18 protein-coding genes and 3 pseudogenes are annotated in these 22,016 nt (G+C 57.9%); 10 read left to right on the forward strand and 11 right to left on the reverse strand.

The features are described 5' to 3' along the window. Nucleotides 1-871: 871 nt before the first annotated feature. Nucleotides 872-1,225 (reverse strand): hypothetical protein, encoded by a 354-nt coding sequence (locus tag BLT65_RS41735; protein WP_091789826.1) that lies wholly within the window; start codon nucleotides 1,223-1,225, stop codon nucleotides 872-874. 1 nt (nucleotide 1,226) lies between these two features. Further along, entirely contained in the window at nucleotides 1,227-1,469 is a 243-nt protein-coding gene (locus BLT65_RS46870) for a hypothetical protein (protein ID WP_143036666.1), read from the reverse strand. Between the two features lie 855 nt (nucleotides 1,470-2,324). On the opposite strand from BLT65_RS46870, the gene BLT65_RS41740 reads away from it, so the two are divergent. Continuing rightward, a complete protein-coding gene (locus tag BLT65_RS41740; RefSeq protein WP_091789829.1) occupies nucleotides 2,325-2,924 on the forward strand; it encodes a hypothetical protein in 600 nt (199 codons plus the stop codon). Nucleotides 2,925-3,242: 318 nt separating this feature from the next. On the opposite strand, the gene BLT65_RS41745 is transcribed toward BLT65_RS41740, so the two are convergent. Further along, on the reverse strand, nucleotides 3,243-3,467 hold the full coding sequence (locus BLT65_RS41745) for a hypothetical protein (protein WP_091789833.1): 225 nt from the start codon (nucleotides 3,465-3,467) through the stop codon (nucleotides 3,243-3,245). A 468-nt stretch (nucleotides 3,468-3,935) separates the two neighbouring features. Here BLT65_RS41745 and BLT65_RS41750 point away from each other — a divergent pair, with 468 nt between their 5' ends. Beyond that, nucleotides 3,936-4,373, forward strand: a complete 438-nt coding sequence (locus BLT65_RS41750) for a hypothetical protein (protein WP_091789876.1) — start codon at nucleotides 3,936-3,938, stop codon at nucleotides 4,371-4,373. 167 nt (nucleotides 4,374-4,540) lie between these two features. Continuing rightward, nucleotides 4,541-4,846 (forward strand): hypothetical protein, encoded by a 306-nt coding sequence (locus tag BLT65_RS41755; protein WP_143036667.1) that lies wholly within the window; start codon nucleotides 4,541-4,543, stop codon nucleotides 4,844-4,846. 79 nt (nucleotides 4,847-4,925) lie between these two features. Here BLT65_RS41755 and BLT65_RS41760 read toward each other — a convergent pair. Both BLT65_RS41760 and BLT65_RS46875 read right to left on the reverse strand, forming a co-directional pair. After that, nucleotides 4,926-5,219: pseudogene (locus tag BLT65_RS41760) on the reverse strand (GYD domain-containing protein). 500 nt (nucleotides 5,220-5,719) lie between these two features. After that, a complete protein-coding gene (locus BLT65_RS46875) occupies nucleotides 5,720-6,457 on the reverse strand; it encodes a hypothetical protein (protein ID WP_143036668.1) in 738 nt (245 codons plus the stop codon). 2,281 nt (nucleotides 6,458-8,738) lie between these two features. Here BLT65_RS46875 and BLT65_RS41775 point away from each other — a divergent pair. Next, the gene (locus BLT65_RS41775) at nucleotides 8,739-9,395 is read left to right on the forward strand and encodes a hypothetical protein (protein ID WP_143036669.1); all 657 of its coding nucleotides are present in this window, start codon (nucleotides 8,739-8,741) and stop codon (nucleotides 9,393-9,395) included. A gap of 586 nt (nucleotides 9,396-9,981) precedes the next feature. Here BLT65_RS41775 and BLT65_RS41780 read toward each other — a convergent pair. Next, entirely contained in the window at nucleotides 9,982-10,365 is a 384-nt protein-coding gene (locus tag BLT65_RS41780; RefSeq protein WP_091789846.1) for a YybH family protein, read from the reverse strand. A gap of 1,170 nt (nucleotides 10,366-11,535) precedes the next feature. Here BLT65_RS41780 and BLT65_RS41785 point away from each other — a divergent pair. Continuing rightward, entirely contained in the window at nucleotides 11,536-12,540 is a 1,005-nt protein-coding gene (locus BLT65_RS41785; RefSeq protein ID WP_244187016.1) for a dienelactone hydrolase family protein, read from the forward strand. An 855-nt stretch (nucleotides 12,541-13,395) separates the two neighbouring features. Then, nucleotides 13,396-13,608 (forward strand): helix-turn-helix domain-containing protein, encoded by a 213-nt coding sequence (locus BLT65_RS41790; protein ID WP_091789849.1) that lies wholly within the window; start codon nucleotides 13,396-13,398, stop codon nucleotides 13,606-13,608. A gap of 967 nt (nucleotides 13,609-14,575) precedes the next feature. Here BLT65_RS41790 and BLT65_RS41795 read toward each other — a convergent pair. From BLT65_RS41795 to BLT65_RS41805, 3 genes and pseudogenes are all read right to left on the reverse strand, one after another. Beyond that, nucleotides 14,576-14,881, reverse strand: coding sequence for a hypothetical protein (locus BLT65_RS41795; RefSeq protein ID WP_091789852.1), 306 nt, complete (start codon nucleotides 14,879-14,881; stop codon nucleotides 14,576-14,578). Between the two features lie 258 nt (nucleotides 14,882-15,139). Further along, nucleotides 15,140-15,391 (reverse strand): DUF6429 family protein, encoded by a 252-nt coding sequence (locus BLT65_RS41800; RefSeq protein ID WP_208545890.1) that lies wholly within the window; start codon nucleotides 15,389-15,391, stop codon nucleotides 15,140-15,142. Beyond that, nucleotides 15,366-16,086: pseudogene (locus BLT65_RS41805) on the reverse strand (IS630 family transposase); the annotation flags it as partial. The pseudogene BLT65_RS41805 and the gene BLT65_RS41800, both read right to left, overlap by 26 nt. Before the next feature lie 679 nt (nucleotides 16,087-16,765). On the opposite strand from BLT65_RS41805, the gene BLT65_RS41810 reads away from it, so the two are divergent. The 4 genes from BLT65_RS41810 to BLT65_RS41825 all read left to right on the forward strand — a co-directional run bounded on the left by BLT65_RS41810 (nucleotide 16,766) and on the right by BLT65_RS41825 (nucleotide 20,816). Beyond that, nucleotides 16,766-18,151, forward strand: a complete 1,386-nt coding sequence (locus BLT65_RS41810) for a cytochrome C (RefSeq protein ID WP_091789858.1) — start codon at nucleotides 16,766-16,768, stop codon at nucleotides 18,149-18,151. Between the two features lie 39 nt (nucleotides 18,152-18,190). Further along, on the forward strand, nucleotides 18,191-18,931 hold the full coding sequence (locus tag BLT65_RS41815; RefSeq protein WP_244187018.1) for a c-type cytochrome: 741 nt from the start codon (nucleotides 18,191-18,193) through the stop codon (nucleotides 18,929-18,931). Nucleotides 18,932-19,050: 119 nt separating this feature from the next. After that, nucleotides 19,051-20,187 (forward strand): c-type cytochrome biogenesis protein CcsB, encoded by a 1,137-nt coding sequence (ccsB, locus tag BLT65_RS41820; RefSeq protein WP_091789882.1) that lies wholly within the window; start codon nucleotides 19,051-19,053, stop codon nucleotides 20,185-20,187. Between the two features lie 119 nt (nucleotides 20,188-20,306). Continuing rightward, nucleotides 20,307-20,816, forward strand: coding sequence for a DUF1269 domain-containing protein (locus tag BLT65_RS41825; protein ID WP_091789864.1), 510 nt, complete (start codon nucleotides 20,307-20,309; stop codon nucleotides 20,814-20,816). Nucleotides 20,817-20,965: 149 nt separating this feature from the next. On the opposite strand, the pseudogene BLT65_RS41830 reads toward BLT65_RS41825, so the two are convergent. Further along, nucleotides 20,966-21,653, reverse strand: a pseudogene (locus BLT65_RS41830) (IS6 family transposase). A 22-nt stretch (nucleotides 21,654-21,675) separates the two neighbouring features. After that, on the reverse strand, nucleotides 21,676-22,016 hold a 341-nt coding region (locus tag BLT65_RS41835), incomplete at its 5' end, for a transposase (protein WP_143036670.1).

The following is a 22,016-nucleotide window of genomic DNA, read 5'->3' on the forward strand; positions in this document are numbered from 1 at the left end:
CAGCGTTTGATCCGTCGGAGGTCGCAGCGAACGTGGTCGATGCTGTCAGGACCGCGGCGGCCGACGTACAAGCAATGACGATTCGGCGCTCGGACCAGATTGAGTTCATGATGTTTGCCTCCTTACTCTCGGACTAAGCGCTGTACACATACGAAACGTCGTATCTCGGCTTACCTCAAGCACCTTCCAAATGAGCGCCGACTACCGAATGCCAAGGCAGCGAGCACGCTCACGCGTGCCTATAGTCTTTTCGGCGGGTGTTGCTGACGACCAAGCGCGGAGTGCGCGTGCATGATGAGCCGTCAGGCCGATCGACACGCGGCGTTGCGTCGCGTTCGGCTCTTACCGCTGCTCATGTCCTGCCCGTCAGGCGGAGCAACTAAGGGAAACGCTCTTGCCTTGAGCATGGACATATCCGGCTTCTGCCTGAGGTCGTCAACGGGACGTGGCATATGTGCCTTCCTAATGGATGCGGCTTCTGACCGCGAAACCCTCACGTACCCTGATTGTATATTCTCGACAGGCAAACGTAAGGAAAACTGGCGCGGTTAGCGAACGTCTGTGGCTTGATCGGAGCTTCGCCGTCAAATGCACAAGGTAGGAGCCCGGTGACCGAATTGGGCACGCCGGGATGTGCGGGGGTGCTCAGTCATGGGCATCCCTACCGCAATCCTCGGTCGCGCACTGCCAATCGCGTCGGGCAGTGACCGGGCCAGTAGCAGTCCCTCAAGGCGGCCACCTGGCCGACCGTTCCTATAAATTCCACGGACATTGAAGCAGATCAAATGTTTGACGCTTTGTCGCGCGAATTACTAGTGCCACAGCCTGAACGGAGCCCGTAGGGAAGATCTGAGCCACGCTGGGTGTCGCGTTACGCTTCATAGCGCCACGTCCTCAACCGCTCAACGCAAACATCGTGCATGCCGCGAACGATTGGTGATCGGTAATCCAGTCGCCAGCCGCCTGTGAAGAGGCTGGTGAGTTCCTGAGCATCTCTCAGCATTTCGATCGCCCAGATCGACGAAGCAAGCTCAACGGACAGTTGTCGTAGGCGCACGCTCTCGAACCAGTTGAGCGAAGCGGTGTTGGCTTGTGACCAGATACGTGAGCACTCGACAAAATGGTCTGTTCTCAACCAGTCGTCCGTTCTGATGCGCGAGAGCAACTGCGAGACTACCAGGTAACAAAGCAGCTCCGTTCGTGCTTCGTCATCGAGAGCGTCCATATCAATCGTCAATAGCCACGTTGTATTGTGTTTTGCAGGTTGGACAGACAACGGGCTTAACGTTGCCTTGTGCATTCAATGGGATCAGCGGTTGTTCTTCGCCCGTGAGAAAGCAGACCGGACAGGGGAACGACTCGTGCGGTCGTAACCGATGCCATCGATCGACAAACCGTTGAACTTCCATTGGCGGCGCGTGGACCGACTCCAGATAGTCGAGCATTACGAGGAGGGCGGGATTCTGCATGTCTCCTCCGTGGGGGTATTCTGACATGTTACCCCGACGTGCACGAGAGCGTGAGTTCCGCCTCCTGTGGCGTCCATCCGCGAACGCCAAGCGTCTGCATGTCTACCTGCCGGCTGTTGTACCTCACAAGTCGCTGTTGAAAACGCTCATCGGCGCGCGGCCGGTTAGGGGCAACAACGTGCCTCTTTTCTCAGAGCTCGCTGCTGTGGGAAATCACTTTAAGGTCGCCAAACGGAAAGGGCACGCAGCCGGCGCTTCAACGAAAACAGATAGTTGCTACTTCGTGTTGACGCCGAGCATTGCTGCGTCGATCGCATGAGTTAACTATCGCATTAAGCAATCCGCTAAATTGCAGGTTGAATCATTGATCGCATATGGGCGGTTTGCCATCAATTACTATTGCTGGCTCACGTCCCGCAGACGGCGGCACATTTCGCATGCGGAAAATGAAATATAGCGGACATTGAGCTGCACTCTCTGGCCGATTGGCACGGCGCTCACCGGCGCCTTTGTAGCGTGGGTCGGCGCGAAGCTGAAGGTACAGCGAGCCGAAAGAACTGATCAGCCGCCGGTCAATCTGGTTGACGCCCAAGTTTGGCCAGCAAATCGCGGCTTCGGCTCGGGAAACGCACCGGCGTCAACAGCGTAGAAAACATTCATTGATCTCCCACCCCGGCACACCGTCGTTCCATTCCAGAAATACCTCACTCGCGAATTGCGCATCCATACCCTACGTAGCGAAACAATAGCGATCGTCATTGCAGTGTCGTGAACTGAGGGCCTTGTTACACTCTGCGGGAGGCGATTCTCAGGCGGCAGGCCCGCACCCGCGTTGCCGGCCAGCGCGACCCGGCCGTGGACATTGGTGCGGTTCTTAGGTGCTGGCATTCGCAACTACTCGACCGCATCATCGGCTACGTAGCCGGCGCGTTCGGTCAGGAAATCCTTGGCCTGCTGAAAGATGCGGGCATTGCGACTGGGTATGCGTTCTGGACCAGTGGCGCCCGGGACGACATGGTTTCGCCTCAGGAGTGGTCGCAACGTCGGGCGGTTTGGCACCAGGCGCTCAATGGCCAGTCGGGGCAGCGCATTGAGTTCTGCTACGACGCCGAATCGATGGACCTGTTGTGCGCGTGGTTCGAACTTGAGCCCTATGTGCCGTCGCTCGAATCCTGTGCCCGGGAGCTGGCGGAGCCGGCGCTGTTTTCGCGCTGGTATGAATCGCTGCCACTGAAGGGTGACGACGACGAGCATATCTGGAAGCGCCACACGCAGTTCAGGGAACTCCTGAAGGACGCCCCCGCTATGCAAGCCGCGCTCGCCGCGGATGTCCAGCGGCTAACGCCAAAACTGCTCACGGGCGGCGAACTCGATGCGGCGCGCCGTCGCGAGCAGTTGGTGCTGCTGCCGGCCGGGTTTCGCGTAGGGCGCAAAGACGAAGGAGGTTTCGACTGAGGCACATTCCCCACCGTTTCGTGCGCTGACGTCATGGGACCATCATCCGCACGGACGGCAACCGGTCTGCACAATGCACCTCACTCTGCGGAGACGAATGCATGCTCATGAACTGGAAGCCTCAGGAGCGCTCCCGATTTTTTCACGAGCATAACGTAGGGAACGGCACCACCGCTGGCACCGGGTGCAAGGACATACCGACACTGCCAAAATATGGGCGGGCGCTACATGACCATAGTCGACCCGTCCAAGAGCAACGAATCTAAGACTGAAGGGGAGTATTGGTTGGAAAAGGATTGAGTGGCGGAGACTACATCCCTAGGATGGGTAAGTGCGACGCTCAACTGGCTCGGCACCAAGCATGCGCAGTAATACCTCTGCATCGATGGTGAGCGCCAATGCGGTGTCGCCGTCTTTTGACGAGATGACCTGGACCAGCCCTGCTTCCTGTAGCGCAATAACGTCCGGCGTTTCGGCGCCCGTCAAGACGGACGCGTCGCGCAGACACAAGAGCGCCGTCAGCTCCTGCGTGCTCAGCGTCACGGGGTGTCTATGAGCACGATGCGTCGAAGAGCCGCCGTCATAGTCTTTTGCTGGTCAGTCCAAGCGACGAAAGGGGAGACCATGCGGTTTCCAGCGCAACTGCCTGCAAGTGCTGAGGCGACCAGTGCCGGACACATGCACGAATGACATTTTGCTTCGTTGCAGCCAACTGCACTGTCAGCGAGCGCACAAACTGCTGGTAGGTTTGTCCGGAACGCGATGACAAAAGCGCGCCCAGCGGCTGCGAACGTATCTTCAATACACCGAAGCCCGACTGGTCTCTCGAAGCTTCAATTTCACGCTGAGACGAGCATCAGCTCGAAGGCGACCGCCAGCTTTGCGGTCGGTGCATTAGCCGTGACGCTGCGAGGAGTGCGGTCATGTCGACAATGGCCGTCAGTTTTCCTCGGAAACGCACCGGAAGCGGCGATAGACTGAGACATCCGCATGCGTCCCGGGAGCCTGAGCATGACCTCACAAACCTGCCACCGAATTGACCTCGCACACGAACAACTGGAGATGGCGCTCGACGCGTTCCTGGAGCGCCATCGCTTTGCCTCGGCCATCACCGTGGCCAGCGCGGCCGAACGTGTCCTCGGCCAGGCGTTGCGGCACGGCGGTAAGCCGGCAGTCCTCGACTTGAAATTCGAGGCGACGGACCTCATGCACACTGACCTGCACGGCAAAGGGCCGGACAAGGCGACCTTCGCGGCTGCCGAGAACCGAGTCAGCAACGCACTGCGCCACTTTCACAAAGCCGAAGCGCCGGACTTCGACGCTGACCTCGAGGAAGCCGCGTGCTGGACGCTGGTGCGGGCCTGCGAGAATGCGCATCGGCTCGGGCTGACGGTCCAGGGCTTCGACGCATTCAACGACTGGTTCTACGAACACATCGTCGCCGTTTAACCGAGAGGGGGCAGCCGATGGCCGAGAGACTGACAGTCCAGTAGTTCTTCGAAGCACTGCGCGAGCAGAAAATCAGTCCGCTCGTCGACACGACGGCGGTGAGGGCGAGCGTCGACAGGCGGGTCCGCGCGCTTTGCGTCAGCTATCCCGTCCAGGAGCGCTGGCCGGTGCTCGACCTTGAGTGTGCCTACCAGCAGGTACCCAACGAGCTGCCCAACGTTCTGGACCTGGTCAGGGATGGCTACACGGGAACCGTCAATCTGCGAGGGTACGACAGCACCCACACGATGGACGAATGGTTCGGCGATTTCGCAGAGCAGTGGGCACTCAACGACACGCCCCATATTCGGGCGGCTAGGGTCGAACTGCTTCCGCCGACCTCGACCTGGTTGTCGCCCACACTGTGGATGGCCTACAAGAACGCCACCCGTGCTCCGCGCGGTTCCTGGCTGCGCCCACTGATAGGGGGCTAGCGGGACAGCCGCTTCGCGTCGGTGTTCAGTCCCACCTCAGCCCGGACCGCCGACCGGACGACGCGCCCCAAGATCGCGCTCAAGGCAGTTTGCCAAGGACCCCATTCATCTCGTCGAGCGAGATTGCACGCACGGTCTGTGTGCGCACGTTCCCCCGCGCGCCGAGCGCCAGTCCAAGAGCGGCAATGGCTTCTTCGTTTGGGGCCTCGAAAAGAACCACGCCGTCGTAGGTTCCCAGGGCTCAATAGATGTCCTTCACGGTCACGCCGGCTTTCTGCGCCGTCTCTTTCATTATGCCGGCTCGCTTCGTGGTGTCCTTCACTGCACGGATGCCCTGGTCCGAGAAGTTCCACAGGGTGATATAAGTTGCCACGATATATCTCCCATTCCACAATTGGTTGCTTCCTGCGCCAAATGCGCAGGGTGTCAATCTTCTTTATCCAGTATTCGCCTTCGTACCCGGTGTCATTCAAACCTTTTGACAGGTCGACGTTGGTCAAAACGTGCAACGTGCCTCGAATGCCCCGCATCTTTCCAGTCCGGCCCGTGAGCACGAGGTTGCCCACGACCGTCCTCTTGTCGGCCGATTGACCGGCCGTTGCCTGCACTACGCCGTCAATCCGGCCAAACATTCTGTCCCCATTGGCTATGTGGGAAGACTGCGTAAGTCAAACCGCGGGGTTCGCTGTTGCTCCCCCGACGGCTCTCTCGAATCATCATTGCCGGCTTCTCATCTGCCGACCACCATCGCCAGTGCACCGACCTATCCAAAAATTTCCATCACTTCTGTTGTTGGTCATGTAATTGGGTAAGGCTACAGCGCCGCTGCAGCCTTCACAAAAGAACCGTATATACCGCAATTTCGTCTGAGCGCTATTGGACGTTGAGATAGTAGAGATTGCTGATTCCGGGTGCGGAAAAAATCAGGGTATGCTGGCCAACGGGCAATGGCTTGATTGCAATCCAATAACCATCCGACACGGAAATCGGTGTACCGCCGGGTGGCGAATCGATGTTCGAATAGAAAACAAAGTTGCTGACTGGCACAGGTGGCTCGAAAGAGAAAACAGGCGATTGGAAATGGAATCGGTCCAGAAAGTTAATGCTCACGCCATCGAGCGTGACATTCAAAGTACTCGATTTTGGCAAAGCTTTTTTCGAAAATATCGGCGGACATGGGAACGGGTTGTTGCAAAGCGCCGCACGGAGGTCGGCGCCGCTCGGATTATTTAGGACGGCCTCGTTGGGTTTGCTTAAAATTTCCAGATTGGACCATTCGGCATTCGTAACGGGAAAGAAAATCGGACTGCCTGCTGGCACCGTGCAGTTTCGAATGACTTGCATTGTAGAGAGGACGCCTGCCAGGAAGTAAACGGGCGCGGCAGGCTGGTTGCCGTTATGACAGGCGGTATCGGAGGTGTTGGGAGAGAACGGGTGATTTTGACTGGGGATTTGCAAATAGAATTGCCACCAAGCGGCCGACCAGTCGCCGTAGGTCATGCCAAGAATAAGCTCATTGGGCGCGTAGACGCGGTTGTCAGTCCCTTGGGAATGGACGATAGGGTTGGCGCATAATAGAGAAATTGTCAATACAATAGTGTGTGCCTTCATGATAGGTGTCCTTATTTACTATGTGGTTTCCTGTTTCATGCTGTTGAACAACCTCCCGCGCTCGTCATCCGGACGGGAAGGGTAAAGGTTGAGACGAAGAACTGCACAATTTGAGACGGAAGCGATGCGCGGAGCACATGGCTACAGCGAATCGATGTTCGCAATGGCCTTGACTCAGGCAGCCCGTAGCATCACTCGTATGCGCACGTTCGCTGCGAATACGGCATAAAGTCTCGTTTGTGATGTCGGGCGCAGACCAATACCAGACGTTGCCGGATTGCTCTGCCGAGATGGGACGGGTGCAGTCAGCGAACGGATGCGTGAGAAGTCCACGTGACAGCATCAGTACCCGTTGCCAGGGCCAAACCTCCCACTGGCTGTGTTTTTTTCCCTGGAAGGTCGCGTTATGTGGGGCAATCTGAAGATTGATGGAGGATGACTGCGGTGCCGAGTCACTGGCCACCGCCGAACCAGTCGCAGCATCACATTCGGCTCCTCTGCAACCGGTCAATGCAGTTGCGACCGCGGTGACGATTGCTCTCTTGATGAGCGAGACCAGGTGTTTAATAGCGACCTCCAATGAGCCGAGCCGTGTTTCTGGGTGGTTCGGAATCGCGTGGTCGCTTTAAAGCGCGGCGGATAGCGGCCAACGTGAGATGCCGGACGGTAATGGCGCAATAAGTTGGCCGGAGAAGTTGCGGAACTGCTACTTGGGCGAATTGATGAGTGACAGCGGGCTTCGCACGGCGTGCCATGCGTCGTCGGTTCCGGATAGACCAGAAGCAAGCGAACGGAATCGCCCGTGCCCTGTGTTAATCAGTCCCAGAGATAGGCGCACGCATGCACCGAAGAGGGCGCGTGCGTCAGCGCGCTACTGACGGGGTATCGTTAGTACATGCTGAACAAAATGTCCATAGTCTCCAGTTCGTCTTCATTCAGTACATCGCTCCGGACACCACAGCAAATTCACGATGAGGGCGAGGGTGCTTTCAATATATGGGTAAAGCCTAGGGCAGCGACTGGTTGATTGCAACCCACGAGGCATAAAATTTCCGCACCGGCATATGGCTGAAGTCGCTACGGAATAAGGACGCCGAGCATGAAAGCGTAGATAGACGCATGCGAATAACTTTCAATGGTATTCGCAATAGTCGGCTCGTTTCACGAATAGATGGCCTCTGCTGACAGAGGTCGGATGTGTAAAGCGAACCCCTGAGTTTACGTTGTTTAAGAAACTGACCTCGACACGCAACGCGTCGCAGTCCGAACGAAATATATGAGGATAGTCTAATTGTCTTTCTCTGGTAGACCCGCGGTTATCAACCAGACAGATGCATCGCTTTGGTGCGTAGACGGGCTCCTAGGTCAGAGACCCAATGACGCTTAATCGCGAACGTTTGCATCGCAAAACGAAACATGGCGGGTGATTGTTACCGCAAAGCCAGTTCGCGGGTCGCCATATGACGAAAACCTTTCGCTATATAACGAAAGGCTTAGTATCTTTCCCGCAAGACGACGTATGGTTAAAAACGTGCGCCTCCCTTTTGCGCACAGGGCTTACCGGCCCCTTGGCGGTTCCTCTGGTACGCCTGTTTCCTCGAACGCCAATCGCGGAATTCCCGCGTTATCTGTCTCTACCTGAACCCGGTCGACGACCAAAGCCCGGAATAACGTCCTCCACAACCGGGTTCCGGCAACAGGTGGAATCGCCGGCGTCTGTCCATCATGCCGGCCGCTCACCCATTGCCTGTGTGAAGCGGCTGCAAAACTGAAACCTGATGTCGTAACGGAGGTAAGCCATGAACACGACGTTTTTCATATCTGCAGCGCTCCTCGGCACATTCTCGTTAGCGGGCGCAGTGCAAGCTCAGGACGCGTCAGGGCAGCAGGATGCTCAATCGGTATCGACGTCTACCAATGCCTCTCCCGGCACATCGACCAGCACCGCTCCAGGTACCTCCGGATACGGTGGTGTATCCGGGAATACCAGTGCGAGCGGTGGTCTGACCCGTCCGGGATGTGGGCACCTGCCACAATGCAACCCCGACAGCGGTCACTAGAGCGCAAATTGATAGCGGGTCTTTCGCGGACTGGGCCGACTCGTTCGCGAAACCCCGCCTGGCTGTTGTCGTTCTGAACGGCAGAGCGACAACGATTTGCGGGACGAAGCCTAAGTGGCCAGGCTAGCCTGCACATACGCCTGACACGGGCCGGTCTCTGCCCGAATCGGATGGTAGCGTGCGGCCGGTGATTGGGAGAGGGGCGACTGATGGACTCTGTCATGAAGGAACTTCCTGAGACGCTACAGCGACGACTCATGCTCCTTGTCGGCCTGAGCAAGCACGTTGGCTTCCGCCGTGACAGGATTGTGTGGCAGAAAAGTCTGCCGAAGCAGCAGGCATGGCGTGTCGTACTGACAGAGGTCCATTCAACCAATCCGGTTTTCTTTTTTGCGTATCTTCCCACCGAGCCGTCGGATGAACAGGTGGCCCAATGGGTGGACGCCTGTCTCCGCGCGAGTGTCGCCGACCAGGTTTCCGTGCGTCCGAAAGAGATAGTTGTCTCCGGAAAGCTTCTGGACGGTAACCCGCGTCTCGTTGTTTCGCTTGCATCGCACAGTCTGAGGGTCGCTTGCACGACCGATGGCGTCGACGCCGGCGGCGAACATCATGCCGAGGCTGCAGACGAAGCGCTTGGGCACTACATGTGGGAGGCTGCGTTTAACCAGTTGCCGCCAATTCGCGCAGCCGAGGGATGGATTGCCGACGGAATGCCGCCTCTGGCAGGAGTCTCAGGAATAACCGGTGAAGTAAGCCTTCTCTTGTCGCGGAATTTCTTGCACAGGCATCTGCAATTCCACGGTCTCGACACGGAGCCGGTCGATGAGCGACTCGCCAGGCAGAGGTCGCACTTAGTGACGCCTCGCAAGCAGTCGTGATAACCACATCAAATTCGGTGTTTCACATTTCCAGCTTTGCCGGTTGTCTTTTGTAAAGCGCGCTCCGTGGAATTTCCGCGTTTTGCTCCGCGAAATAGTCCCGCGTGTCGGTCTATCAACGGCAATAGTCTTGGTTTGTGGCTCGACCTTGATGACGCATTTGTGCCGGCGAAACAGCGACTTTTCAGATTACCATTCGCGGACATCGCTGTGTGGATTCTGAATCCCGACGAACTACAACAGGTGGATGCAAGCTCGACGACGCACGTCATGGGTGTCTTTGGACGACTGTGTCCAGGTGTTTTCTCGTCAACCGCAGTCATCACAACCGTGAGACTCTTCCCCATTCTGCCGCCGCTACACCGAGGTTGAAGATGGGCTTTGGGTTAAGACGCGTCGCCTTTTCGACCGTTGCCGCTGCGAAATCAACGCCAAAGGTATCGGCACCTCGCGCAGTTGCTGCCGCTGGGACATAGCGGGGACCCGTCGCAACAGCGGCAAAACGGGCGCTCGTCGGGCGTCGAGTGTGTCAAGTAGTGCGCCACTCGACTGGGTCGTCAAGTCGGCGTGATAGGGATGCAACCGGTCAAGGCGTCGTGGGATTCACGTTCCACGCGTGCGCTTTGATGCGCAACGCGGAGCCTTCCTTCTGTGCGATGAGTAGGAAGTTTCCGCTGACGTCCATCGTCTGTTCGTCCGGTATGTTGATATTCCCAGTCCAGGTTCCGGATTCCCAGGCCACATTTCCATCAGATGTGCAAAACCGTTGCTGGATTTCCAAACGATTCCAGACTTTCGTTGCCACTTCGGCCCATCCTTCGATTCCCTTTCGGCCAGTCACAGCTTCTTGGCCCGCCGGAATGAGAATGGCGTCGTCGGCAAACAAGGCCGCCCAACTGTGCGTATCGTGAGCGTTGACTGTATCGACGAACTTACCGTTCAACGCGGCAAATGCCTGCGAAATGTCCATGGCGCTACCTCCTTGAGGCGTGGTGGGATGCAGCTTGGGCGAATTGATGACGTGACAGCTGACCTCGCACGTCGTGCTATGCCACGTCTATCGCCGGCTGGAATGAGAAGCGAGCGAACGCAATCTCCCGGCCGCTGTGCGTCATTGACCGAGACACGCGCACGCCTACACCGGAGAGCGTGCGCCAAGGCGCTACTCAACGGGTATCGAGCGTATGTACTGGAAAGCAAGTGACCATAGTCGCCAATTCGTCTTGACTCACTACACCGTCCCGGACACCTGGCTGACTCACGACGCTGAGGGTACTTTCGGAAGTACAGTGAAGCGTAGGCCAACGATTTGTTTGTTGCAACCCGCGAGAATATTGGTTGTCGGCGACAGTCCGGTTTCCCGCTGCCGCGTGTGTTCGTCTTGAATACCACCGACGAATCTATGTGCGGAAAGGTTACGGGAATAGCCGAAAGGTTTATTGTCGAAGTGGAAAGGTCGACGTGAATTGCCGATAAGTATGTGTCGGGGTGCCGGTTGCTGTTGTCTTATGAATAACGGCAGTGCCCAATTAGGAACGCTGGTACTAGGTGACTGGAAGCTGCGGAGACCGTTTCCCATCGATTGTCACAACGACTGTGCCCATCGACGGATGAACTGTCCAGCGGAGACCGTCCGTTTTTTTGACTTCGGTACACGCGAGCAAAGAATAAGACGACATGCGAGCGATTTCTTAAGCTGGCCTTCAGGTCAGCTGGCTATAACACAGCATGCAACCACGACCTTAATGTGGTTGCTGCCCCACGAGGTCACCTTGAGCAGACTTCTGCGTTTCCCCCATTAAGCGCATATCTGCTAACACCAAGACGAACATTTGGCTCGGTGAGCAGTACTCCCTCCTACAACGTTCGGCCTGCGCGGCGCTCCCGACGGAAAAGCGTCCCCCTGAGCTATCAACTGGTCGGCAGTTTCGCTGGCAGTTCTTAAGGCCAATGGTTCTCGTCGCCGCCGAGATTCAGTTGGACGCAGGGGCTGCGGCAACCCGCTAACCGTCCGAAAGAAGAACTCAGGGATTACGAGATGTTTTACCGGAGAGCTACCATGAAGACAATCGCGACGGATAAAAACGACGTAGTCTGCGGCACGTCATTGTCGTGATACGAGCTTATCAAGGAATCTGCCATGACCAAGCCCGGATGGCACTGCACCTGGTTTCGGGAGGGTTTTCTTGCGTTCTGCATGCTTGTCCCTGCTCTGCCTGGGGAAACCGAAGCGCAGGTGGCCAGGATGGAAGTCATCCCGTTTGAATCATTGACGCTGACAGACCAGGAGTTTTTGACCGGGCGCGAGGACGGCAAGCCGGTGACTATCGCCGGGGAACTGCGCCTGCCCCGAGCGGGCGCGGAACGATTTCCGCTCGTCATTGTGCTGCATGGGGCGTGCGGCGTCTGCGGCCTTGTTCTGGATTGGGAGAAGGAATTGCTTGCAATGGGTGCCGCGACGTTCGTCATTGACAGCTTCACAAGTCGCGGCATCGCCAATACGAACGACGACCCATCGCGGCTAGGCCAGCTGGCGCAAACCCAGGATGCGTACCGTGCGCTCGCGCTGTTGGCAAGACATCCGAGAATCGACCCAACACGTGTGATGCTGATGGGTTTTTCCAGAGGCGGACACAGTACGCTTTACGCGAGCCTAATGCGTTTCCAGCGCATGCATGCGGGCGCGTCAGAGGCACATTTCGCCGCCTACGTTGCTTTCTATCCGAGCTGTAACTTTCGATACCACGACGATGATGACATCTCTGCCCAGCCGGTGCGCGTGTTTATGGGCACTGCCGACAACTACACCCCGATTGGGGCTTGCCGGGCCTACGTCGAGAGACTGAAAGCCACGGGAAAAGACGTTCAGCTTATCGAGTATCAAGGGGCTGGGCATACATTCGACGCTCGAGCGTACAATCCGCCGCGAGTGCTGGCACAAGCGTTGACGACACGAAACTGCCAGGTGGAGGAAGGAGACCACGGGCAGTTCGTTAATGCCAAGACCAAGCAGCCTTTTTCATACGGCGACTCCTGCGTTGAACGCGGCACGACCCTGGCATACAACGAGACAGCAGCGACGCAAGTCAGGAAGGACCTGGCGGAATTTGTCGCCATGACGCTTAAGCCAGCACGCTCGCCGTAGTTTTTGACCATGCGATGGCCGGAGCGTCGGCGTGCGAGTCGGCTGCTTGAACCCCGGCCCGCGCGCCATGCAGCGATGTTGAGGGTTTGCCCCACTGCAGAATCAGGGTCTAGACGCATTCTCGACTTTCATCGCTTGTGTATAGCATTCAAATGTCGGGATACAGGGATCGGCCTGGCCAACTCGGTGGTGTGGCTATGCCCTTGTCGTGCTGCGGATATGTAGCACGGGCGCCCGTGCGCTCCTCCAGCCTCGGCGCACGCCACGTCCGAATCATCAGGGGACCAGCATGAAATACCTTGCCTTTGCCATCTTCGGAGCCTTCATGGTCGCCTGTATTTCCATTGCGCCTGCTCAATTCGAAGCGGCAGCGTCTCAGGCAGTCGCGCATCTTTTCGCCTGGCACTAGCGAAAGTGCACAACGGTTCTCTTTGGGCATTCTTGTCGTAGCGTATGCCTTGAAGCGTGGGCCGCCTCAGCCAGCCGGTGCGCGTCCACTCCAACGACTTCAACCCCGTAATGCCGCTAGCTGGGTCGGGCGCAGGTTCAGTTTGACAACGCCAACATGGCGCAGCCTGTCCTTCTCATACACGCCGAGCACCAGCGTGCGCACGTCCTCAGCACAGTGGTGTCGCATTATCCCGCTGACAATGAACTCCTGGCGCTACCACACCAGCGAAGGCGTTTGAAATGTGGTGTCCCGAACGGCACACTGCCCAGCTGGCGTGTGAAACTGGCGTAACGTGAGGACACAATGTGATTCAGCGACAGCAGCGGGTCGACACCTGTTCAGTGCGGGAACGGCCGCAGCCGGCTCGATTGCCGTGCTTCCCGAATGCAAGTTGGGAGACTTGAATGAAATCCCGTCAGGCCGACACACAGCGCAGATGTAGCCCGGCACCTGCGGATATCCGCGCCGGACGCGAGCGCGCGGGTCTGAATCAGATCGAAGCGGCAGGCCTGCTGCATGTCGACATGCGTCTGTGGCAGAAGTGGGAGCTTGGTGAACGCGAGATGCATCCGGCCTTCTGGGAACTTTTTTGTATTAAGACCGGAGCGGAAAAATAAGATGCAGTCGCGGTCGCCGCTGCGGACCCATCGCTCCCTGGGCAGGTCCTGGCTGTCAGGTTCCAGACATCTGGGTCCCTGTGACGTCTGAGGTCGCGGCCAGTTGTCCGAAGATTCCGAAGATTCGTTCGCCGGCCGAATACCCCGGGCCGGCGTTTTTTCTTTTGCTCTTTGAGTGCGGAAATCCATCGGCGGCGCCTCTCAGCACAGGGTGTGAGAGCCTTTCATCTTCCGATAAGCCGGACACGCGGCGTCGACCGCAGTTGACAAGCCTGCGGAAGGTCGATGACGTCGCAACCAGGGACCTGATAGGGAGCTACTATGGTTGACTGTCTGTCAGGGCGGGAAGCTCGGCGTCTGTTCCCCGAGTATTGCGTGCTACCTCAGCATAGGCGCCTTCCGCGCCACGCTCTGGAATTGTTGTCCGCGAGCGACCGTTTGGAGCTCAGGCAATCCGCTGCCGTGTCCGCGGGTCGGAATGAAAAAACCACCGCCTTATCAGGACGGTGGGCCTCAACACGCACCAAAAGTCAGGGATAGCCGTTGTAACTTCAGGATCTCTAGACATGCCGGTCTGACGCATAGAAAACAAGGTGTTATTCACTATCAGGTGCTTTGTCTACCCGTTACTTGACAAGACACCCATCGCTTCGCTCTGGGAGCGGATCTGGCATCTCGTTTCCCGAGCCAGTCAAGCGGCATTCACGACGTCCCTTGAACGCCGTGACGTCGGCGAACTCGCAGGTCATGGCCGGCCAGGGTTGTGACAGTCATGCCGCGCGTGACTCACCATGCCTGTCGCATAGGCATTGTTCGGTTCGACGGCTGCAAACTGCCCACCAGACTATCCTGTGTAGAGTCCAATCGGCTCGGGGGACGACGTCGCATGCGACCATCGTTGCCGAATGACGCTTGGAAGGCATCACTTTCCCGACACCCTGGAAACGTTTCGAGACCGAACGCTTGTCTAGTCCCTGCAGGAAGCTCGGGCAACGACGAAATTCGCGGAAAAGTCTTTCCAGTTGTTGGCCCACCTCGTTTTTTCCTGAGCATCCCGGGCCCGGGCAGAGTGCGCAGCGACAATCACCTCAAGTGGATTGATGTCGAGAATCCTGGCGACTGTGAAACAGACTTCGTCGTCGAATACGCAGATCCCGCACCGGTAGCGGCTCACTGTAGCGCGCGAAATGCCGAGGGCTTTAGATATGGCGTTATCAGACCGCAAATTCAATTGGTCTTTCACTGCGTCCAAATATCCAAGAATCGTTTTCATGACCCGTTTCATTTAGTATTCTTTTTCTGAGGATACTTGGGAAAATATCAATCATGTGTTCGGGAGCTAACGAAAGGTCAGTGCTGACAAAAACGCAAGGCGGAAGTTTTCACAGATTCCGGTTGCCTCAGAATTGATCACATGCAACGGTCGGCTATCTGAGTGGAATGGAAGTTCGAGCGTCCTCCCGCGGGCGCATGCGAGCGGCCGAAACTGGCCGCAAGCACCAGTTCGAAACACGCTCTCTAGCGTAGTGAGTTAGAAATTTGTTTCATGACTAACCTTTGCTGCTGGAGCGGAGAAATGTTGCTTAAAGAGGTGCTTGGATTCGCACAGACCTTCGTCGATGAGCACGACCGACTTCGCTTTGTTGACGGGATCGTCAATCATGCTATAAAGCCAGTTCATCACATCCCCGCCGAAGTTTTTCCATACACGATCGTGATCATGAAGCGTTAGGTAACGAAGCGCAAGGGCTGCGTTGTCAACAGCAGCAGTATCGATGTCCATTGCGTTCACTCCGATGCAGACAACGGGCGCAAAACCGTTCGACGCTCGCCAGAATTTCATCGGCCGACTTGCTCCAGACGAACGGTCGCAGATTTGCGTTATAGACCTCAAGGTAGCGGCGGATCGCGTCTTCGAGCTGGCCTTTTGAGCGATGAGTTCCGCGCCGAAGATACTTCCCGGTCAGCGTGGCAAACCAACGTTCGAGCTGGTTGAGCCGGGAGGTAGAAGTCGGAGTGAAGTGCACATGAAAGCGCGGATGACGTGCAAACCAGTTCCTGATCGAGGGTGTACTGTGCGTGCCGTAGTTGTCCGTCACCAGATGGACGTCCAATCCGCGCGGAACACTGGCGCCGAGGGTGCGCAGGAACAGCACAAATTCGCTGCTGCGAGGAGGTCAGTGCAACTCTCCGATCAATTCCCCGATGGCAATATCCAGTGCCGCGAACAAGGTAGTAGTGTCATGGCGCATGTGGGTACGCCGCTTGGCAATGCCCGGTGCGAGGGGCAGCATGCGTGCGATCCACCGCCTGGATCTGGCTCGTTTCATCCACGCACAGCACCATCGCCTTAAGCGGCGGATTCATGTACAGGCTGACAATATCGCGAACCTTGTCGACGAACAGCGGACCGCTGGAGAGCTTGAACGTCTCCTGCCGATGCGGTTGCAAGCCGAACGCGCGCCAGATTCGCGAAACGGCTTAGTTGTCGATGCCTTCAGCTCACGCCAGCGCGATCCGGGCTCGCAGTGCCAACGCCCGCGCTGTCTTGCAACACAACGTCAACGCATTGAGTTGTTCGCGCTCCGATTCACTAAACACGAGTCCCGCTTTAGGTCTTCCGCTCATCGCCACCTCCCGGAGTACGTGGCTCCACCAGACCGTACTACAGGCAGCGAATGATTCAATGAATTTTTAACTCACGACACTGACGGGGCTCGCGCATACCAGTCCGGCTCCGTTAGACCTACGTCGCTGGAAGAACAAGCTTCACGCTGTTCCCAGTATCGATTTCGGCTATGAGCTCTACCGTCCCGCCATGCTGTCTGTTGACAATGCAGCTGACGCCGCTGGATGGCTCTTGATCCGGCACGTGTGCGCGTTTCCTTACAAAGATCCGATTCCCTCTTACAAAAGTCCAGCGATACACCTCACGTTGGCGTGCTTACCCCATCGCAGGAAAGGGGGATCGACCCATGTCTCACCAATTGGACTCCTCAGAAAATAAGGATGCGTGCAAAGCAAAATGGCGTCATCGGGAAGCGACGCCGATGGCGATGCCGGTGGACGCAAGATGTGGATACCCTTTCAGTCTTTGCCTTTACAGGTAACAGCGGCAACCGGATGCTGCACGCGGCATGCAGGGGGAGAGACGGCCATGAACCAGGCTTTGAAAGGCAGCCAAGCGCTTTATTGCCTGCTGCGCATGGGCTTGCCGGCGGCGCTCGCTGCGCTGTGTATGTTGCAGACCTTTCCCGCGCACGCATTGCCTATTTTCGCGAGACAGACGGGGCAGAGCTGCGTCGCCTGTCACGCCGGCGGCCAGTTTCCGGAGCTCACGCCCTACGGACGCATGTTCAAGCTGAATGGCTATACGTTCGGCGAACGCACGATTCCGCTTGCCGTCATGGGCACAGTCGACGTGACCAAGACCCGGCACAACCACGACATCAACGGAAACGAGATATCGCCCAAAGACGGCAATCTGACGTGGGACGCGGCGAGCATCTTCCTCGCTGGCAAGATCACCGACCACCTCGGCGGCTTCGCCCAGTATACCTACACGAACTACGATCACCAGAACGCCAGCGGTACCTGGGTCGGTCACTGGGGAACGGATAACACGGACATCCGCTACGTCGACCGAATCATGGGAGATGCGAAGGACCTTATTCTCGGCGTGACGTTGAACAACAGCCCGTCGGTGCAGGACGTCTGGAACACGGCTCCTTCATGGAGCTATCCATATCTCTCGTCGCCGACGAGCGCAGTCGGGGCGCCGCAGTTTCTGCCTGTCCTCGAAGGCAGTCTCGCGCAACAGGCGGCGGGCATCGGCGGCTACCTGTACTGGAACAAGACGGTGTATGCGGAGTTGAGCGCGTACGCGACGGCCGATGGCATCTGGTCGTTCCTGAGCAAGGGCAGCAAGGAAGGAGACACCGCCCACCCACAGACCTATCTGCGCGGCTATAACCCGTATTGGCGCCTCGCGCTAACACACGACTGGGGTGCGAATAGTGTCATGGTGGGTACGTTCGGGCTGAACGCGAAGATCTACCCAAACGACTCGAACGCGTTCCCGATATTCGACCAGGGTGTGACGCGCTTTACCGATATCGGTTTCGATGCGCAGTATCAGTACATTCTGGAGCCGCATACAATTACCGCGCAGGCACGCTATATACACGAGAACATTAGCGATCCAAATAATCTCGTTCTTGGCGACAGCCAGTCGGCGAGTCTCAATTCGCTTCGGTTGAAAGTGTCGTACATCTACCAGGCCAGGTACGGCATAAGCCTGTCCTATTTCAACGTGACAGGTAGCACCGACAGCGCCGCATACGGCAGCAGCGCGAACTTTTCACCTGCGACCTCAGGTTGGATGCCAGAAATATTCTGGATCCCGGTGCAGAACATACGGATCGGCGTGCAGTACACGCATTTCACCAAATACCTTGGCGCGCGCTCCAACTACGACGGCATGGGGCGCAACGCGTCGGACAACGACACATTGTTCGTCTATCTGTGGGCCGCGTACTGGTAGCAGTGACCGTAACGCCCAGGAGGTTTCGATATGAACAGGATGGCGCAAATCGCCGCTATCGGGCTGCTGGTTGCCAGCTCGGGCTGTCATGACCTGGAGCGGTCCCGACAGGTCGACAATCCGGGCGTCGCCGGAAAGACAATCGCTTTGCAGGTCTGTTCGAACTGTCATGGCGTGAACGGTGTGTCAGTTTCGCCGACATTTCCCAAGCTGGCTGGACAGACGCATCAGTACCTGGTCGATCAGATCACGGACTTCAAGACGCATAGCCGGTCCGATCCAAACGCGCGGCGATTCATGTGGGGCTTTACGCACCTGACCGAAGCGCAGATCGAAGACCTGGCGACTTACTTCTCGAATCAGGCGACGGAACCCGGCGAACCAGCCGCCCCCGAACTGATGGATGAAGGGCGGACGATCTTCACGTCCGGTCTGCCGGGCAAGGGCGTGGCTGCCTGCGTGGCGTGCCACGGCCAGCACGGCGAAGGAGCGGGGCAGTTTCCCCGCCTTGCGGGCCAGCATGCGGACTACGTCGTCAAGCAGTTGCGGGTGTTCCAGCAGACCGATGCGAGGCCGCGCGGAGCGGCCATGAAAGCCATCTGTACCAACATGTCGGAGCAGGACATGCGTGCGGTAGCGGCATACGTCGAGGCCTTCCCGCAGGCGCTCGCAGCAGAGTCTGCGTCGCCCGTGCGTGAAGATGCGGTAGACCCGCCGGCAAAAGAAGAGGTCGTTGACCCACAGACAAAGAAAGCAGGTGAACCATCCGTCAATCAGTGATGGTCCGCATACGCCTCGACGCGATTTTCGCAATGGTGAAGACCATGAAGCAGACACCTGTAGTCTCCGTTCTTCGCGCGCAACGGCAGCAAGCCGCCACGCAGCCGGACGCCGAAGCGATGATCGTCGATGCCCGGACGTGTTCGTTGCTGAAGCACATGAACGCTCTCGACTGGCTGTTCGCCCTCACGATGGTCGCGGGCGCCGGGTTTGCGCTGTCGCGCTACCACGACTACACGAATTACTACGACAAGCTGGTGCTGGTATGCACGGTGCCTGTTTTCGTCGTGCTCGGCTGGCGCTGGAAACCGGTGCGTCTGCTGATTGCGTGCATCGCCGTGCTGTCGCTGTCGGCTATCCAGATTTACGACGGCGACCTTGCCCGTGCCGACCACGCGTTCTTCCTCAAGTATTTCCTGTCGAGCCAGTCGGCCATCCTGTGGATGAGCGCGCTGTTCGTGCTGGCCACGCTGTTCTACTGGATCGGCACGCTGTCGCGTTCGCCGACGGGCGCCGCGATTGGCTCGAAGATGACGTGGGTGGCGGTGCTGATGGGCTTCGTCGGCCTGATGGTGCGCTGGTACGAGTCGTATCTGATCGGCTCGGACGTCGGCCATATTCCGATCTCGAACCTCTACGAAGTGTTCGTGCTGTTCAGCCTGATTACGGCGTTGTTCTACCTGTACTACGAGCAGCACTACAACACGCGCTCGCTCGGCGCGTTCGTGCTGCTGGTGATCAGCGCGGCCGTCGGCTTCCTGATGTGGTACTCGATCGCGCGCGACGCGCAGCAGATCCAGCCGCTCGTCCCCGCGCTGCAAAGCTGGTGGATGAAGATCCACGTGCCCGCGAACTTCATCGGTTATGGCAGCTTCGCGCTGTCGGCGATGATTGGCGTCGCGTATCTGATGAAGGAGCGCGGCGTGCTGGCCGACCGCCTGCCGACGCTCGACGTGCTCGACGACGTGATGTACAAGTCGATCGCCGTCGGCTTCGCGTTCTTCACGATCGCGACGATTCTCGGCGCGCTGTGGGCCGCCGAAGCGTGGGGCGGCTACTGGAGCTGGGACCCGAAGGAAACCTGGGCGCTGATCGTCTGGCTGAACTACGCGGCGTGGCTGCACGTGCGTCTGATGAAAGGCCTGCGCGGCGCGCTCGCCGCATGGTGGGCGCTGACGGGCCTGCTGGTGACGAGCTTCGCGTTCCTCGGTGTCAACATGTTCCTGTCGGGGCTGCACAGCTACGGCAAGCTGTAGCCCGTCGCGTCGTATCGGGATGGACCAAAGCGGATCCATGGCGGATAGCTACCCATGAGACCACACTCGCTCAATATCGAATCCTTCGGGACCTACGAATCACCGTCGGGGAGAACGGCATGAGACGCATCTATTTCCTGTTGCCTGACGAGCACAGCGCGCAGACGATCGTCAACGAACTCCTGTTGATGCGAGTCGAGTGGCGACATATCCACATGATCGCGAACCACAATGTACCGCTTAAGGACTTGCCGGAAGCCACACTTGCCCAGCGCAGCGATCTGCTGCCCGCGCTCGCGAGGGGGACGGCGGCGGGCGGTTTGACGGGGATGCTGGCAGGCCTGGTCGCACTGGCCTTCCCACCGGCCGGCCTGACGATCGCAGGCGGCGCCGTCGTGGCGATCACCCTCTGTGGCGCTGGCTTCGGCGCGTGGACGGCGACGATGATTGGAGTCGATGTGCCAAATACGCGGCTCAGGCGATTCGAGCAGGCAATCGAAAAAGGTGAACTGTTGATGATGATCGACGTCGCGAAAGATCGGGTCGAAGAAATCGAAGAGATGATCCGGTCGCACCACGCGGAGGCCGAAATCCGGGGCACGGATCCGACTATCCCCGCGTTTCCGTAGCCGGTGTTGTGCCCCAGGCCGACTGCATTAGAAGTACACGGTAGCGCGATGTTGCAACGAAGCGCCAATCGGCGGAGAACATTATGCCTTATCGGGGCATTGTCAACTTGCCGGGAGGGAGACGGCACGACGACAGATGTGAGTGCTATTCAGAAAGCGGTCGACGGAATTTGGGCAGGTTGGGTCAGCTTGCAGTATGCAACGAACCTGACTGCGAGCTGTTTGCGATAGCGTGAGGCGCCTACCAGCTGCCGCCTCAGTGCGAAGTGTTGCCGGGATCGGCCCAAAGCACGAGAGAAATTCTTGTGTGCGTTTTGGGTCGTTGAAACCACGCATGCGACGCTCGCTTTCGCGTGTCGGGTGAAGGCTGTTCTCTGCCCGGTTGTTCGACCGGCCAGATGCGTTGACGAACACGTGCTTCACGTTCGCGAGTTCCGGAATTTCGGACTTTGCGGCTGGATAGCTGCGCAGTTGATCGGTGACGATCTTGTGCGGAACCGGGTTCGAGCGCAGCACCCTCCGCTTGAAGAAACGTTTGGCCGCGGCTTCGTCGCGGCGCTTTTTTAGCAAGATGTCCAGTTCGGCGCTATGCCCGTCGACGGCACGCCACAGCAGGTACGGTTCGCCACGCAGTGTGACGAACATCTCGTCGAGATGCCACGTACTATCCGGCTTGCACCGCGTTGCTTTCGCCCGGTGGGCAAAACCCTTGTCAAACTTGTCACACCAGCACCTGATCGTCTCGTAAGTCACAGTCACGCGTCGCTCAACGAGCAGTTCTTCGATGTCACGCAAGCTCAACAGGAAGCGGAAATACCAACGTACTGCGCAACTGATGACGCCTGCCGGTTAGACGGTGTTAGGAACTTCGAAGTACTGGGATTGCATGGACAAGCATAAGCATGGCGAAGACGACAAAATGCAGACCTGCGAGTGTTTCGGGCAAGCGTTCGTAGTCACGTGCGAGGCGTCGAAAGCGGTTGAGCCATCCGAAGCTGCGCTCGACTACCCATCGCCGTGGCAACAGCACGAAACCTTTTTTCGCTTCATCGAGCTTGACCACCTGGAGATCAATTCCCTGAGCGCGTGCGGCCTGCGCAGGATCTTCGCCCGTGTAACCCTGATCGGCAAAGGCCACTTTCACGGTTTCTCCCGTTGCCTGCTGGACCTGGCGCGCCAACTCTGCCACCTGTGCCCGTT

This window comes from Paraburkholderia steynii (genome assembly GCF_900100565.1).
GTDB classification, from domain to species: domain Bacteria; phylum Pseudomonadota; class Gammaproteobacteria; order Burkholderiales; family Burkholderiaceae; genus Paraburkholderia; species Paraburkholderia terrae.

What these genes read in the sequence shown, in the direction of transcription:
- BLT65_RS41780 (WP_091789846.1), bottom strand. Translation starts at nt 10,365, where the DNA reads ATGGACATTTCGCAGGCATTTGCCGCGTTGAACGGTAAGTTCGTCGAT.
- BLT65_RS41790 (WP_091789849.1), top strand. Translation starts at nt 13,396, where the DNA reads ATGAAATCCCGTCAGGCCGACACACAGCGCAGATGTAGCCCGGCACCT.
- BLT65_RS41735 (WP_091789826.1), bottom strand. Translation starts at nt 1,225, where the DNA reads ATGGACGCTCTCGATGACGAAGCACGAACGGAGCTGCTTTGTTACCTG.
- BLT65_RS41800 (WP_208545890.1), bottom strand. Translation starts at nt 15,391, where the DNA reads ATGGACATCGATACTGCTGCTGTTGACAACGCAGCCCTTGCGCTTCGT.
- BLT65_RS46875 (WP_143036668.1), bottom strand. Translation starts at nt 6,457, where the DNA reads ATGAAGGCACACACTATTGTATTGACAATTTCTCTATTATGCGCCAAC.
- BLT65_RS41775 (WP_143036669.1), top strand. Translation starts at nt 8,739, where the DNA reads ATGAAGGAACTTCCTGAGACGCTACAGCGACGACTCATGCTCCTTGTC.
- ccsB (WP_091789882.1), top strand. Translation starts at nt 19,051, where the DNA reads ATGATCGTCGATGCCCGGACGTGTTCGTTGCTGAAGCACATGAACGCT.
- BLT65_RS41750 (WP_091789876.1), top strand. Translation starts at nt 3,936, where the DNA reads ATGACCTCACAAACCTGCCACCGAATTGACCTCGCACACGAACAACTG.
- BLT65_RS41785 (WP_244187016.1), top strand. Translation starts at nt 11,536, where the DNA reads ATGACCAAGCCCGGATGGCACTGCACCTGGTTTCGGGAGGGTTTTCTT.
- BLT65_RS46870 (WP_143036666.1), bottom strand. Translation starts at nt 1,469, where the DNA reads ATGCAGAATCCCGCCCTCCTCGTAATGCTCGACTATCTGGAGTCGGTC.
- BLT65_RS41815 (WP_244187018.1), top strand. Translation starts at nt 18,191, where the DNA reads ATGGCGCAAATCGCCGCTATCGGGCTGCTGGTTGCCAGCTCGGGCTGT.
- BLT65_RS41825 (WP_091789864.1), top strand. Translation starts at nt 20,307, where the DNA reads ATGAGACGCATCTATTTCCTGTTGCCTGACGAGCACAGCGCGCAGACG.
- BLT65_RS41810 (WP_091789858.1), top strand. Translation starts at nt 16,766, where the DNA reads ATGAACCAGGCTTTGAAAGGCAGCCAAGCGCTTTATTGCCTGCTGCGC.
- BLT65_RS41795 (WP_091789852.1), bottom strand. Translation starts at nt 14,881, where the DNA reads ATGAAAACGATTCTTGGATATTTGGACGCAGTGAAAGACCAATTGAAT.